This window comes from Sporichthyaceae bacterium (genome assembly GCA_036269075.1).
Lineage (GTDB): Bacteria > Actinomycetota > Actinomycetes > Sporichthyales > Sporichthyaceae > DASQPJ01.
Genome location: DATASX010000103.1, coordinates 42836 through 56716 on the forward strand (window position 1 = coordinate 42836; position 13881 = coordinate 56716).

The window sequence follows — 13881 nt, forward strand, 5'->3', positions numbered from 1 at the left end:
ACTCGTTCCTCGCCCGCTCATCGGTCGACGCCTCCCATGACCGGGTCGATCGAGGCGACCGCGGCGATCACGTCGGCGACCAGGCTGCCCTCGCTCATCGCGGCAACCGCCTGGAGGTTGGTGAACGACGGATCGCGGAAGTGCACCCGGTAGGGCCGGGTCCCGCCGTCGGAGACGAGGTGGCAACCGAGTTCGCCGCGAGGGTGCTCCACCGGCACGTAAACCTGGCCGGCCGGGACCCGGAATCCCTCGGTCACCAGCTTGAAGTGGTGGATCAGGGCCTCCATCGACTCGCCCATGATCTTCTTGATGTGCTCCAGCGAGTTGCCTATGCCGTCGCCGCCGACCGACAGCTGCGCGGGCCAGGCGATCTTCTTGTCGGCAACCATGACCGGGCCCGGCTCGAGCCGGTCCAGGCACTGCTGCACGATCTTCATCGACTCGTTCATCTCGTTGACCCGGATGAGGTAGCGACCCCAGGCGTCGCAGCCGGTCTCGGTGATGACGTCGAAGTCGTAGTTCTCGTAGCCGCAGTAGGGCTGGGACTTGCGCAGGTCGTGGGGCAGGCCGGTGGCCCGCAGGATCGGCCCGGTGATACCTAGCGCCATGCAACCGGTCAGGTCGAGGTACCCGACGCCGACCGTGCGGCCCTGCCAGATCGGCTGGCCGTTGAGCAGCTTCACGATGTCGGCGGAGCGGCCGGGCCAGATCTTGATGAAGTCCTTGATCTTCTCGATCGCCGAGTCCGGGATGTCGTTCGCCAGGCCACCGGGCCGGATGAACGCGTTGTTCATCCGGGCGCCGCTGATCTCCTCGAAGATGTCGAGGATCTGCTCGCGCTCACGGAATCCGAACATCATCGGCGTGACTGCGCCGAGCTCCATCGCGCCGGTGGCCAGCGCGACCAGGTGGGAGGACACCCGGTTGAGCTCCATCAGCAGGACGCGGCTGACCGTGGCGCGCTCGGGGATCTCGTCGGTGATACCGAGCAGCTTCTCGACCGCCAGGCAGTAGGCGGTCTCGGAGTAGAACGAGGCGAGGTAGTCGGCCCGGGTCAGGAACGTGACCGCCTGCGTGAACGAGCGGTACTCGCAGTTCTTCTCGATGCCGGTGTGCAGGTAGCCGATGCCGCAGCGGGCCTCGGTGACCGTCTCGCCCTCGAGCTCGAGGATGAGCCGGAGCACGCCGTGCGTGGACGGGTGCTGCGGGCCCATGTTGACGACGATGCGCTCCTCGGGAGCATCTCCGAGGTCGGCCACGACCCGGTCCCAGTCACCGCCGGAGAGGTTGAAGACCTTGCCTGATGCTGCGTCAGCTGTGGCACCGTACGGGTCGGCGGTCGCCGACTCCTGGTAGTACTCGGTCATCAGTTGTACGACCTCCGCTCGTCGGGCGGCGGAATTGTCGCGCCCTTGTACTCGACGGGGATGCCGCCCAGGGGGTAGTCCTTGCGCTGCGGGTGACCCGGCCAGTCGTCGGGCATCTCGATGCGGGTCAGCGCCGGGTGGCCGTCGAAGACGATCCCGAAGAAGTCGTAGGTCTCCCGCTCGTGCCAGTCGTTGGTCGGGTAGACCGAGTACACCGACGGGATGTGCGGGTCGGCGTCCGGGGCCGAGACCTCGAGCCGGATCCGTCGGTTGTGCGTGATCGAGAGCAGGTGGTAGACGGCGTGCAACTCGCGGCCGGTCTCGTGCGGGTAGTGCACGCCGGAGACCCCGGAGCACAACTCGAAGCGCAGCTGCGGGTCGTCGCGCAGCGACCGCGCAACCTCGACCAGCCGCTCGCGGCGGACGTGGAAGGTGATCTCGCCGCGGTCGACGACCACGGCCTCGATCGCGTCGTTCCAGCCGAGGCCGGTCGGGATCAGGGCGCGCCGCAGGTCGTCGGCGACGCCGTCGAACCAGCCGCCGTAGGGCGCCTCGGTCGGTGCCGGGAACGTGACGTTGCGGACCAGCCCGGAGTAGCCCGAGGTGTCCCCGGAGCCGCGGACGCCGAACATGCCGTGCCGGACGTCGACGGTCGTGCCCCCGGCGCCGGGCGGGGTGGGCAGGTTCTCCGGTTGGTTGGCCGCAGGCTGTTCCACCGCGTTCGACACCCCAGCCGCCGCACCGGGCGTGGTGACCTGCTGGTGCGTGTGGGTCTTGTCCGCGTCAGTCACCGCAGCAGACCTTTCATGTCCGAGGTCGGCTGCGCGAGCAGCGCAGCTTCCTCCGCGGCGCGACGGGCCTTGACACCGTGGGCGCCCAGCTTGGTGGCCTGGATCTGGTCGTGCAGCTTGAGGATCGCGTCCAGCAGCATCTCCGGACGCGGCGGACAGCCGGGCAGGTAGATGTCGACCGGCACGATGTGGTCGACGCCCTGGACGACCGCGTAGTTGTTGAACATCCCGCCGGAGGACGCGCAGACGCCCATCGCCAGGACCCACTTCGGGTTGGCCATCTGGTCGTAGATCTGGCGCACGACCGGGGCCATCTTCTGGCTCACCCGGCCGGCCACGATCATCAGGTCGGCCTGGCGCGGCGAGGCCCGGAAGGCCTCCATCCCGAAGCGGGCGATGTCGTAGCGTCCGGTTCCGGTGGCCATCATCTCGATGGCGCAGCAGGCCAGTCCGAACGTCGCCGGCCACAACGAGTTCTTGCGCATGTAGCCGGCCAGTCCCTCGACCGTGCTGAGCATGAACCCGCTGGGGAGTTTCTCCTCGATCCCCATGTCAGTCCTTCGTCGCGTGGGTCACGGACGGATTATGACGCTCCGTCACTTCGGGCAGTGTCAGTCCCACTCCAGACCGCCCCGGCGCCACACGTACACGAACGGCACGAACACGGTGACCATGAACAGCACCATCTCGATCAGGATCGAGATGCCGAACGAGTCGAAGGTGACGGCCCACGGGTAGAGGAAGATGATCTCGACGTCGAAGATGATGAACAGCATCGCGGTCAGGAAGTACTTGACCGGGAAACGGCCGCCGCCGACCGGCTGCGGGGTCGGCTCGATGCCGCATTCGTACGCGTCGAGCTTGGCCCGGTTGTAGCGCCGCGGGCCGGTCAGTCGACCCGCCAGGACCGAGAAAGCGGCGAAGCCGAATGCGAGTGCGGCGAGCACCGCGATCGGGATGTAGACGTTTCCGTTCACCGCGACTCTCCTCTCGTCTCGCTGCCCTCGGGGCGCCTCATGCTATGGGTCGGGTCCGTTTTGTCCGGCGCCGGGTCAGGCGGCCGGCGCTATCTTCTGCAGCCCGTTGATGACTCTGTCCATCGCGTCGCCACCGCTCGGATCCGTGAGATTCGCCAGGAGTTTCAACGTGAACCGCATCAGCGTCGGGTGCGGCAGTCCGTGCCGGGTGGCGATCTTCATTACGTTCGGATTGCCGATCGCTTTCACGAAGATTCGACCCAACGTGTAGTAGCCGCCGTACGCATCCTGCAGCGCGCGGGGGTATCCGTGCAGGACCCGCTCACGAGCGGTCTCGCTGCTCGCCGCGAGTGCCTGGGCGACAACCTCGGCCGCCAGCGCCGCCGACTCCATCGCGTAGGCGATGCCCTCGCCGTTGAACGGGTTGACCATTCCACCGGCATCGCCCACCAGCAGCACCCCACGGGTGTAGTGGGGAGTGCGGTTGAAGCCCATCGGCAACGCCGCGCCCTGGATCTCCCCGCGCCGGTTCGCCTCCCGGAAACCCCACTCCTCGGGAGTGGAGTCCATCCAGGTGCGCAACATCGCTCGGTAGTCGGTCTTGCCGAAGGCGGACGAGGTATTCAGAATCCCGAGGCCGACATTGCAGGTTCCGTCCCCGACGCCGAATACCCAGCCGTAGCCGGGCAGCAGTCGAGGGGTGGAGCCGGTGCGGTCCCACAGCTCCAGCCAGGACTCCAGCCAGTCGTCGTCGTGCCGCGGGCTGACGTAATAGGTACGGACGGCCACCCCCATCGGGCGGTCCTCACGTTTGTGCAACCCCAGGGCCAGCGACAAGCGGGTGGAGTTGCCGTCGCAGGCCAAGGTCAGCGGGGCGTGGTACTCCACTACACCGCCCTCGCGCCGTGCCTTGACCCCGATCACCCGGTTGGTGCGTTCGTCGAGCACCGGCGCGCTGACGTTGGTCTGCTCGTACAGCCGGGCCCCGGCCTTCTGGGCGTGGCGGGCCAGCACCTCGTCGAAGTCCTGCCGGGGCCGCACCAGGCCGTAGTCCGGGAACGCGGCCAGGTCCGGCCAACGCAGCTCGAGCCGGGTACCGCCGCCGATGATCCGCAGGCCCTGGTTCCGGATCCAGCCGTCCTCGACGTCGGTCGGCACACCCATCGCGATCAGCTGCTTGACCGCCCGGGGGGTCAGGCCGTCGCCGCAGACCTTCTCGCGGGGGAACGCAGCCTTCTCCAGCAGCGCCACGTCCAGGCCGGCGCGGGCCAGATGGAACGCCGCCGTCGACCCTGCGGGACCGGCACCGACGACGATGACGTCGGCCCGCTCGACTGTCGCTGAGTCGACCACGGCCTACCTGCTTTCGCCCGGGGGACAGGGGCGGGTTCCCTTGTGAATCGCTTCACGAACCTTTCGTCGCAGAGTCTACTCGCCGCCAAAGGGTGCTCCGGACGGCGCGTCCAGGCGCCGTGCCGACCGACGTTCAGGCAGGTCGACGGGCCCGATGCAGGGCCACAATCCCCCCGGACAGGTTGCGCCAGCCGACCTCGCCCCAGCCCGCCTCGGCCAGCACCGCGGCCAGTTCCGGCTGGTCGGGCCAGGCCCGGATCGACTCGGCCAGGTAGACGTAGGCGTCGGGGTTGGTCGCCACCCGGCGGGCGACGGCGGGCAGTGCCCGCATCAGGTACTCGGTGTACACGGTGCGGAACGGCGCCCAGGTCGGCCTGCTGAACTCGCACACGACCAACCGGCCGCCGGGCCGGGTGACGCGCAGCATCTCGGCGGCGGCCCCGGCCGGGTCGGCCACGTTGCGCAGGCCGAAGGAGATCGTCACGGCGTCGAAGGCCCCGTCGGCGAACGGCAGGCGCATGGCGTCGCCGGCCACGAACTCGACCTGCGGTGCTCGGGCCCGGCCGACCCGGAGCATGCCCAGCGAGAAATCGCAGCAGACGGCCCGCGCCCCGGCCGTGACGAACGGCAGCGCGCTGGTGCCGGTGCCGCCGGCCAGGTCGAGGACCACGTGGCCGGGGCGGGCGGCGACGGCCGCGGCCACGTCCCCGCGCCAGCGCCGGGCCCGGCCCAGGCTCAGCACGTCGTTGGTGATGTCGTAGCGGCGGGCGACGCCGTCGAACATCGCGGCCACCTCGGCCGGCTTCTTGTCCAGGGTCGCTCGACTCATGGGCTCATCCTGTCGCGCTCATCCCCGTCGGCCCGCACTCGTCCGGTCCGCGTACCCTGCTGACGGGGCGTACTGCGCCCGCCGTTACCCAGGACAACCCAGCATCGGCGGGCGACCGCCGGGCAACTGACTGTGGGATCGGAGCAGCCAGCAGTGACTACCGCGGCGGTCGTGGAGCCGCTCACCGTCGAGACGGTCGAGCTGACCGGCCCCGACGCGACAGCGGTGTCCGACCTGCTCGAGATGCTCCCGGCCACCGCACCGTTCGCCTGGATCCGACACGGCGACGGCCTGGTCGGCTGGGGCGAGGCCGCCCGCCTGCAGGTCAGCGGGCCGGACCGGTTCGCTCGGGCGGTGCGCTGGTGGCGGCACCTGCGCAGCACCGCGGTTGTCTCCGACGCGGTCGGCCTGCCCGGCTGCGGCCCAGTCGTGTTCGGCAGCTTCGCGTTCGCCGACGGCCCGACCCCCTCGACCCTGGTGTTGCCGCGCGTCGTCCTCGGCCGCCGCGCCGGGCGCACCTGGCTGACCACCGTCGGCGGCGGGTCCACGATGGTGCCCCCGCTGCGGCGGCATGTGCGATCGGCGCCGTATCGGGTGGAGATCTCCGACGGGGCGCTGACCGCCGAGCAGTGGCGCCGGGCCGTGGCCGAGGCCATCGACCGGATCCGGGCCGGCGAACTGTCCAAGGTCGTGCTGGCCCGCGACTTGTTCGCGCGGGCCGACGGCCCGGTCGACGTCCGCCACGTGCTGCACGCCCTGGCCGACGCGTACCCCCAGTGCTTCACGTTCACGGTCGACGGCTTGGTCGGCGCGACCCCGGAGCTGCTGATCCGACGGTTCGGGGCCGCGGTGGCCTCCCGGGTGCTGGCCGGCACGGTCTGGCGCTCCGACGACGCCGGTGAGGCGGACGCCGAACTTGCCGCCCGGCTCTGGGACTCGACCAAGGAGCGCGAGGAGCACGCCTACGCGGCGCACTCGGCCGCCGACGCGCTACGCCCGCACTGCAGCAACCTGACCGTGCCGGACGCCCCGGCGGTTCTTGCCCTGCCGAACGTGGTCCACCTGGCCACCGAGGTCACCGGCACCTTGAGTTCGGGCGCGTCCGCGCTCGAACTGGCGGGGCTGCTGCACCCGACCGCGGCCGTCTGCGGCACCCCGGCGGCCTCCGCGGCAGCCGTGATCGCCGAGCTGGAGGGCATGGACCGGGGCCGCTACGCCGGGCCGGTCGGCTGGATGGACGCCACCGGCGACGGTGAGTGGGGCATCGCGTTGCGCTGCGCCCAGGTCGAGGGCGACCAACTCCGCTTGTTCGCGGGCTGCGGCATCGTCGCGGGCTCCGACCCGGACGTGGAGCTGGCCGAGACCGCGGCGAAATTCCTGGCCGTGCGCGACACCCTCGACGCCGTCGACGTCGATTCGGCTTGTCTCAGCTGAGGTCTGACGCCGGGTCAGATCCGACGCGGACTCCTCAGAGCTGCTTCATGGTCAACGCGCCCGACGGGCAGTTGCGGATCGCGTTCTTGACCTCGTCGATCGAGGCGGCGTCCGGGTCGACCCACGGATTCTTCTCGACGTCGAACACGAGGGCAGGCCCTTCACACAGTTGCCCGCGGTATCCGGTGCTCGGATTCCTGGCCGTGCGTGCTCCTTCGTCGCGCACACGGCTCAGTTCATCCGATGCGTGCAGACATCCCCGTAGTAGCTGATGGCGATCTTCGTCCCGGTGTACTCGTTGGCCATGGCGCACCTCCGTGCTGCTCGGACGGACGATCCGACCTTAGACCTGACTCGACTCAGGAAGTGGCCGCGTGCAGGGCGGCCAGCATCGCCGCGTCCGGGGCGCTGGCGCCCAACTCGGCGACCGCGTTGGCGTAGACCCGGCGCTTCAGGCCGGCGACCGTGGCCCGGTCGCGTCCGCCGAGGGTCTTGGCGACCTCGCGGGCCCGGGCCGGCAGGTCGTCGACGGCGACAGCCTCGGAGATCAGCCCGGCAGCCAGCGCGTCGGCAGCGGTGAAGCGCTCGCCGAGCACCATCGCCCGGTGCGTGGTGGCCGGGGTCATCGTGGCGGTCAGCAGCGCCGTCATCCCCACCGTGAACACCACGCCCAGGTCGACCTCGGGCAGGCACAGGAACCCGCGGTCGGACCTCATGAGCCGCAGGTCGTGGGACAGCGCGAGCATCACGCCGCCGGCGAACACGTGGCCGCCGAGCGCGGCGACGGTGGGCATCGGGAAGGTCAGCACGCGGGCGAACAGCTTCTCGGTCGCCACCATCGTGGCGGCCGCGGCGTCCGGGTGGGCGGCCAGCCAGCCGGTGTCGAAGCCGTTGCTCCAGATCTTGCTGTCGGCCGTGGTGATCAGGGCGAGCGCGGCGGAGGACTCCACCTCGTCGAGGCAGGAGTTCAGGGCGGCGATCGACTCGCCGCTGAACCGGCCCTCGCCGGCCCCCAGCGAGAGCACCGCAAAGTCGCCCTCGAAGGACACCGTGGGTTCGGCCGCGATCGGCAGAGCGGGGGCGGACTGGCTCAACTCGCACCTCGTCGGGGTGGATCGGGCGCGGGCGCCCGGAGTGCGGCGGTTTCGAAGCCCTCTCAGATTACTGATCCGGCCCGGCCCTGACGCATTCGATCTAGCTGCGGTTACGGCGCCACGGGCAAGTTCGCGTCTACCCGGAAGTGGAGATCAGCCCACACCGTCCGGTTTGCCGACGAGCGGCGGTCAACGCCGGCTCAACTCATCGGATTGTCGGCCGCTGCGCAGGCAACTCAATCCTACGTTTGGCTGAGTGTCCGGCTGGGGGGTCGGGCGCAGGCAACTCGGTCTGGGGGGATCGTGCTCAAGTACTTCGCCCGGGGTGCTGCGGGCGTCCTGGCAGTGGGTCTGACGATGGTGTGGCAGCCGGCCTCGGCCGACGCGGCAACCTCGGCCCTGTACTCCGACCCGGTCTACTGGCCGCTGCACGTGCAGTCCTACGTCGACTGCACGGACAAGGTCCTCCCTGGGTGCCCCACGCCGCACACGTTCTGGGGTGTGGACGTGATCCCGAGCGGCCAGGCACCGAACACGGCGGGCTCCACCGCGGGCGTGTACTCGATGGGCGCGGGGATCGCGCACATCGGCAACGCCCACGGCTCGGCGTGCGGGACCGGAACGGCCACCGACTTCGGCACCTGGGTCTGGGTGGACCACGGCGGCGGCGTCGTCTCCCGCTACGGCCATCTGGGCTCGATCGCCATCAAGGAAGGCCAACACGTCGCGTCCGGTGCCCTGCTGGGCACCGTCGGCAACACCGGAAATGCCGCGCTGAAGGACTGCTGGCTGAACTACGTCGACTTCCAGGTGCTGCACGACGGGTACCACGGGCCCTCGGTGGAGTTCAGCACCACCGGCCTCGGGACTCCGGACGGCGACCTGCTCGGGTGCAGCGGGTCGACCACCCAGTCCTGGCCCAACGCGCTGGCCGACGGGTTCACCCGCATCAACGACATGTGGGAGAAGACGATTGTCCCGGCCTCCTCCAACAGTTGTCTGCCGGGCTTCCTGGCCGCGTCGGTGACCAACTCCCCGACCGAGAAGGTCAGCGCGGGCAAGGGCTCGGTGTCGGTCAGCTGGGGCTCCGGGCCCAGCGGTACGAACGCCGTCCGGATCGAGGTCGGCATGTACCACCCGACCACCGGGGCCTACGACAGCCAGTGGAACGAGACCTGGCGCGACGTCTCGTCCGCGACGAAGAGTGCCTCGTTCGGCGGACTCAAGCACAAGATCAAGTACCGGGTCCGCATCTGGTACCACACGGCCGCCGGGTGGCGCGCCAACACCGGATTCACCTCCGTCACCACGAAGTGACGCAGGGTCACCCGATGGTGGCGGCGACCGCAACGGGACCGCACTCCTTGAACTGACGAAGCGTCAGATTCGATAGCCATTGGAATCCGGGAAAGTCCACGCCGCGACGGCTTGCGCAGAACCGACCGGGACGTCCGGTTTACCGGTTCACGGCGGTCAACCATGGGCCAACTGCTCGGATTATCGGGTGCCGCGGCCGCGACTGGATCCTACGTTTGGTTGACTGCCCGGCGACGAAGGGACCGGGCTTCCGACCCGATCTGGGGGAGATCGTGCGTAAATTCCTAGTCCGCTCGGCGGTGACGATGTTTGCCGTCGGCGCATCCGTGACCTTGGCGCCAAACTATGCGGAAGCCGCCACTTCCGCCCTGTACTCCGACCCGGTCTACTGGCCGCTGCACGTGCAGTCCTACGTCGACTGCACGATGACCAATCCCGGCTGCTCCAACCACCATGATTTCTACGGCGTGGACGTCATCCCGACAGGCCAGCGCAGCGGTGCCCCGTTGTCGCAGGCCGGCGTCTACTCGATGGGCGCGGGCATCGCCCACATCGGCGATGCGAAGGGAGCGGCCTGCGGTACCGGCACGGCCACCGATTTCGGGACCTGGGTCTGGGTCGACCACGGCGGCGGCGTGGTCTCCCGCTACGGCCACCTGTCGAAGATCGACATCGCCGAGGGTCAGCATGTCGCGGCCGGTGCCCTACTCGGCGTCGTCGGAAACACCGGCGACAGCAGCACGCTCTACTGCGACGAGAACTACCTGGACTTCCAGGTGCTGCGCAACGGGTACCACGGGCCCTCGGTGCCGTTCAGCACCAAGGGCACCGGCTCGCCGGACGGTGACCTGCTGGGGTGCTCGACCGAGTCGTTGCAGTTGTGGCCGCTCAACCTCTCGGTCGGGATCACGACGATCGAGGCGATGCCGGAGAAGACCGACGTGCCGGCGTCCTCGAACGACTGCCTCCCGCGCTACACCGCGGCGTCGTTGCCCGGCGCGCCCGGGCTGCACCTGACCGCGATGCCGCACGCCGTGCAGGCGACCTGGACCGGGTCGCTGCCGGCCGGCGCCGACAACGTCCGCATCGAGGTCGGTGCGTACCACCCGAGCACGAAGGCCTACGACAGCCAGTGGAACGAGTCGTGGCGCGACGTCAACACCTCGATCCGCACGGCAACGAAGGGATCCTTGAAACGGAAGACCAAGTACCGCGTCCGGGTGTGGTTCCACACCGCCCAGGGCTGGGTCGCCAACACCGGGTACCAATCCATAACGACCAAGTGACGACACCCCCCAATGACTGCCCCTCCGCCGTACGGCGGAGGGGCAGTCGGGTTTAGGACATCGGATCGCCTATCTGCAAAGGAAACTGACAGACAGTCAGCATTTTCCGGGATCTGAGCCGAAAGGTTGACTCAACCATCAACTGTTCGGGATAACCCCTAAGCGCCCGGCTGCGTCGAATCAGCAGTCGACTTGCCACCGACCGATCGGCACCACAGGACAGACCGAAAGCGGGGCGTCCCACACCGCCTCGCCGATCGGTGACTGACGCGGCCGTCCTCGCGCTCGCGTCAGCGCTGCTGCCCCGCCACCACCCCCCTGGGTGGCGGGGCAGTGGCCTGTTCGGCGGCGCGACGTTCACGAGGGCAGGCTGCCACGCTCCCCGAACTCGGCACCAGATCTTGGGCACACCGCACCCGCCATGGCGCCGGAACATTCCCCGAGCGGCCGCGCCGCATGCTGCCGCCGCGCTCGGTGACGCGTCGCGGCGGATCGGGCCGGCCGAGCGGGTCGACGGGGCACGGCGACCGGAGGCGCGGCCGGTTCGGCCCGCGGCATCGGTTCGGCCCGCGGCATCGGCGCGACGGCCGGCGGCGGGACCGCGGCCGGGGCGTCGGACGGGGCGGCGGCGCCGAAGTGGATGAACCCGGTGGGCCAGCCGCGACCGGGCGGGATCGTCTTCCAGTCGAAGTCGTGGCCGCTCGAGCTGTCCTCGGAGATCGTCACCGAGCCATCCGGGTTCACCGACTCGACCCAAGCGACGTGGCCGATCGCGCCCTTGCCGGCATCGGTGGCCCACCAGGCGACCGACCCCGGCTCCGGGGTGGTGTCGGTCCGGCTGGCGTAGACCTCGCCCCACTGCCAGGCGTCGAGGTGGTTGTTCTGTTGGCCCGGGTCGGCCGGCGGGCGAACGTTGGGCAGACCGGCGCGGACGAGCCGGTAAGCGACGTAATTGGTGCAGTTGTGGCCGGCGACCATGTTCCAGTACGGATTCATCGAGTTGCTGCCGTAGTCGGCGTCGGAGTAGCCGCCGGCACGGCATTCGTCGTAACCGCTGCACAGGCGGGTGTCCGCCCACGCCGCAGTGCTGCCCGTAGGGGTCATCGCGAGCGCGATCGTCAGCAACCCGATCGCGCAACTCGGCCGGCGCACCTGCATTGATCGAGCATTTATCGGCTCCTGCGCGCGGCGGCAGGGCGCTGGGCCGACCGGATGAACCGATCAGGTGTGGAACCCCAGGTGCACGTGGTCGTGGTGGGTGTTGTCGCTGAAGAACATGTGTTTGTCCGGGCCGTCCAGGTCGACCGGTCCGCCCACCTGCCACGGCCCGACGGCTGCGGCCTCGCGCATGAACGCCTCTACCAGATCCAGGTTGGCCGGGTCGACGACGGCCTTGCCGTCGATCGCCCAGACGTCCGCGGCGCGCCCGTGCGGGTGGTCGCTCTGCCGATCGGTGCCGAACACCAGCAGCGGATGCCCGGAACGCAGCACGCTGACGTCAAGCACGTGCTGCTTCGACAACGTGTCCAGCGCCTGCAACACGCTGTCATGGATCTGAGCAGCCGTCACATCCGCGCGCGCACTGTCGGTGAAGTGGATCCGGCTGTCGGACAGCGCGGCCTGGGCGAGCGTCGACAGGCTAGCCGCGGACACGCCTGGGTCGGCCGGGTGGATCGCGGTGACCTTCCAGTGCGGATCGGCCTGCTCCAGTCGGACGTCGAAAGTGCTGCCGTGGCGCTGAATCTGCCCGTCGGTGGCCCGGTACCACTGCACCGCCATCGCCATCACACTCGCGCTGTCGTCGAGGATCCCGCCGTACTGGACGTCGACGAAGTTGGTCACCGCGGCGTCGGCGGTCGGCGTCAGGAAGGCGAGCGAGTCGACCAACTCCGGGTCGTAGCCGGACGCCGAGGCGCGGTCGCGCGCTGCCGCGGCACCACCCGAGGTCCACGACCCGACCGCCTGCAACAGCCCAGTCGCCCGCGCCTTGACCGCCGGGTTCACCTCGCCGGGCCGGGCGGCCCACGCGGTCAATTGCGGTAGTTGCGCCGTCGGTGTCGGGCTCGGGGTGGGGGTTGGCGAACCGGCGCCGGCCGGCGTGGGCGGTGCGCCGCCGGGCCTGGTACCGCAGCCGACCGACGTGGAGGCCAGCCCCAGGGCCAAACCCCCCAACACCGCTCGGCGCGGCAGGCCACTTGTCACAGCGGCTGCGGCACTTGGGCCGACAGCCCCGGGCTCGACGGCACCAGTGCGCCCCAATAGCTGACACTCCCGTCCTTCATCACCACACAACGCTGGCTACCACCCGAGGCCAAGCTCGTCGCGCCGGAGCTCAGGTCGTACGCCGGTTGCGGTACGTTCTGCGCCCCTTGCCCATCGTCGCCGAGCGGCTCCGCGCCCCAACAGAACACTCCACCCGCGCTCGTCAAGGCGCACGAGGTCCGCCCAGTGCCGCTGATCGCCGCGACGTTCGACAACCCCGGAACGTCGACCGGGCTGTAGTTGATCGAGTTGGGGCCGCTGTCCTCGCCCTGGTCGTTCTGCCCCCAGCAGGCCACGGTCCCGACCGTGCGAACGGCACACACGTGTTCGTAGCCCACGACCACGTCGGCCACCCCGGAGGTGAAGCCGGCGATGTCGACTGGCACGTTCGACGACGCGGCTTGCAGGCCCGTGGCCAGCTCTCCGTAGAACCCGTCGCCCGAGCACTTCAGGCCCCCACTGCTCAACAGTGCGCACGTGGCCAGGCTGTCGACGCTGACCTTCTTGACCCCGGAGCTCAGCCCGGAGACCGCCACCGGTGTAGGCGCCTGCGATTCGCTGCCACCGTCGCCGATTTCGCCGGAACCGTCGTCGCCCCAGCAGGAGACTGCACCGGCTGTGCTCACCGCACACGCGGTCGACGTGCCGACGCTCACGGTCGCCATTTTCGTCAGCCCGCACACGGTTACCGGGGTCGTCGAGGCAGTCGTGGTCCCGTTGCCGAGACCGCCGTAGTCATTTCGGCCCCAGCAGTGCACCGCGCCGTCGGAGGTAACCGCACAGGTGAAGCCCAGACCCGCGCCGATCGAGACCACCCCGGAGGTCAGGCCGGTGACTGCGACGGGAGTCGTGTAGCCGCCGGACTTGCTGAGCTTGGTGTTAGCGACGTTCTGCCATTTCCCGGACGATTTCCGCTGCAGATAAACCGTCTTCCCCGATGGTTTGCCGGAGACCGTTCCCGACACCGAGACCGCGTGGTGCACCCGCGCCGTCGGTGAACCGAGCGTGACCCCTACGGAGTAGGTGGACGACTGCGCGCCGACCGGCAGCCCGAGAACGAAAAGGGCTACCAGGGCCAGCACGGTCCCGACCCGCCGCACCGCCGACGACCGGTCTGGCATGAGATCTCCCGGGGCAACTGAAGGATTCGCCGCGTGGCCACCCTACGGCG

The 13881-nt window shown here is 69.6% G+C and carries 14 protein-coding genes; 3 read left to right on the plus strand and 11 right to left on the minus strand.

The genetic code is table 11. The annotated features are described in order from the left end of the window. Nucleotides 1–17: 17 nt before the first annotated feature. The 6 genes from nuoD to VHU88_19220 all read right to left on the minus strand — a co-directional run bounded on the left by nuoD (nucleotide 18) and on the right by VHU88_19220 (nucleotide 5317). The gene (gene nuoD, locus VHU88_19195; GenBank protein HEX3613822.1) at nucleotides 18–1367 is read right to left on the minus strand and encodes an NADH dehydrogenase (quinone) subunit D; all 1350 of its coding nucleotides are present in this window, start codon (nucleotides 1365–1367) and stop codon (nucleotides 18–20) included. Continuing rightward, on the minus strand, nucleotides 1367–2158 hold the full coding sequence (locus VHU88_19200) for an NADH-quinone oxidoreductase subunit C (GenBank protein ID HEX3613823.1): 792 nt from the start codon (nucleotides 2156–2158) through the stop codon (nucleotides 1367–1369). Before VHU88_19200 ends, nuoD begins: the two co-directional genes overlap by 1 nt. Further along, on the minus strand, nucleotides 2155–2709 hold the full coding sequence (locus tag VHU88_19205) for an NADH-quinone oxidoreductase subunit B family protein (GenBank protein ID HEX3613824.1): 555 nt from the start codon (nucleotides 2707–2709) through the stop codon (nucleotides 2155–2157). The genes VHU88_19200 and VHU88_19205 overlap by 4 nt, the downstream gene beginning before the upstream one ends. Nucleotides 2710–2769: 60 nt before the next feature. Beyond that, nucleotides 2770–3135 carry an NADH-quinone oxidoreductase subunit A gene (locus tag VHU88_19210; GenBank protein HEX3613825.1) on the minus strand — a complete coding sequence of 122 codons (366 nt, stop codon included), beginning with the start codon at nucleotides 3133–3135 and terminating at the stop codon, nucleotides 2770–2772. A gap of 75 nt (nucleotides 3136–3210) precedes the next feature. Next, nucleotides 3211–4488 carry a geranylgeranyl reductase family protein gene (locus VHU88_19215; protein HEX3613826.1) on the minus strand — a complete coding sequence of 426 codons (1278 nt, stop codon included), beginning with the start codon at nucleotides 4486–4488 and terminating at the stop codon, nucleotides 3211–3213. Nucleotides 4489–4621: 133 nt separating this feature from the next. Further along, a complete protein-coding gene (locus tag VHU88_19220) occupies nucleotides 4622–5317 on the minus strand; it encodes a demethylmenaquinone methyltransferase (protein ID HEX3613827.1) in 696 nt (231 codons plus the stop codon). Between the two features lie 153 nt (nucleotides 5318–5470). On the opposite strand from VHU88_19220, the gene VHU88_19225 reads away from it, so the two are divergent. Next, nucleotides 5471–6751: an isochorismate synthase gene (locus VHU88_19225; protein HEX3613828.1), complete on the plus strand. Its 1281-nt coding sequence runs from the start codon at nucleotides 5471–5473 to the stop codon at nucleotides 6749–6751. A 34-nt stretch (nucleotides 6752–6785) separates the two neighbouring features. Here VHU88_19225 and VHU88_19230 read toward each other — a convergent pair whose 3' ends face one another. Both VHU88_19230 and VHU88_19235 read right to left on the minus strand, forming a co-directional pair. Continuing rightward, nucleotides 6786–6899, minus strand: a complete 114-nt coding sequence (locus VHU88_19230) for a (4Fe-4S)-binding protein (protein HEX3613829.1) — start codon at nucleotides 6897–6899, stop codon at nucleotides 6786–6788. 211 nt (nucleotides 6900–7110) lie between these two features. Next, entirely contained in the window at nucleotides 7111–7845 is a 735-nt protein-coding gene (locus tag VHU88_19235) for an enoyl-CoA hydratase/isomerase family protein (GenBank protein ID HEX3613830.1), read from the minus strand. A 303-nt stretch (nucleotides 7846–8148) separates the two neighbouring features. Between VHU88_19235 and VHU88_19240 the strand changes: the two genes are divergently transcribed. Together VHU88_19240 and VHU88_19245 are read left to right on the plus strand one after the other, a co-directional pair. Beyond that, nucleotides 8149–9162 carry a peptidoglycan DD-metalloendopeptidase family protein gene (locus VHU88_19240; GenBank protein ID HEX3613831.1) on the plus strand — a complete coding sequence of 338 codons (1014 nt, stop codon included), beginning with the start codon at nucleotides 8149–8151 and terminating at the stop codon, nucleotides 9160–9162. A gap of 326 nt (nucleotides 9163–9488) precedes the next feature. After that, nucleotides 9489–10448 carry a M23 family metallopeptidase gene (locus VHU88_19245; GenBank protein ID HEX3613832.1) on the plus strand — a complete coding sequence of 320 codons (960 nt, stop codon included), beginning with the start codon at nucleotides 9489–9491 and terminating at the stop codon, nucleotides 10446–10448. Nucleotides 10449–10805: 357 nt separating this feature from the next. Here VHU88_19245 and VHU88_19250 read toward each other — a convergent pair whose 3' ends face one another. The 3 genes from VHU88_19250 to VHU88_19260 all read right to left on the minus strand — a co-directional run bounded on the left by VHU88_19250 (nucleotide 10806) and on the right by VHU88_19260 (nucleotide 13831). After that, nucleotides 10806–11606 (minus strand): CHAP domain-containing protein, encoded by an 801-nt coding sequence (locus VHU88_19250; protein ID HEX3613833.1) that lies wholly within the window; start codon nucleotides 11604–11606, stop codon nucleotides 10806–10808. Between the two features lie 63 nt (nucleotides 11607–11669). Next, nucleotides 11670–12482: a hypothetical protein gene (locus VHU88_19255; GenBank protein HEX3613834.1), complete on the minus strand. Its 813-nt coding sequence runs from the start codon at nucleotides 12480–12482 to the stop codon at nucleotides 11670–11672. A 164-nt stretch (nucleotides 12483–12646) separates the two neighbouring features. Beyond that, nucleotides 12647–13831, minus strand: a complete 1185-nt coding sequence (locus tag VHU88_19260; GenBank protein ID HEX3613835.1) for a hypothetical protein — start codon at nucleotides 13829–13831, stop codon at nucleotides 12647–12649. Nucleotides 13832–13881 lie beyond the last annotated feature (50 nt).

Excerpts from the sequence above, each read along its gene's own strand:
- nuoD (HEX3613822.1), bottom strand. The coding sequence starts at position 1,367 with ATGACCGAGTACTACCAGGAGTCGGCGACCGCCGACCCGTACGGTGCC.
- VHU88_19205 (HEX3613824.1), bottom strand. The coding sequence starts at position 2,709 with ATGGGGATCGAGGAGAAACTCCCCAGCGGGTTCATGCTCAGCACGGTC.
- VHU88_19220 (HEX3613827.1), bottom strand. The coding sequence starts at position 5,317 with ATGAGTCGAGCGACCCTGGACAAGAAGCCGGCCGAGGTGGCCGCGATG.
- VHU88_19250 (HEX3613833.1), bottom strand. The coding sequence starts at position 11,606 with ATGCAGGTGCGCCGGCCGAGTTGCGCGATCGGGTTGCTGACGATCGCG.
- VHU88_19260 (HEX3613835.1), bottom strand. The coding sequence starts at position 13,831 with ATGCCAGACCGGTCGTCGGCGGTGCGGCGGGTCGGGACCGTGCTGGCC.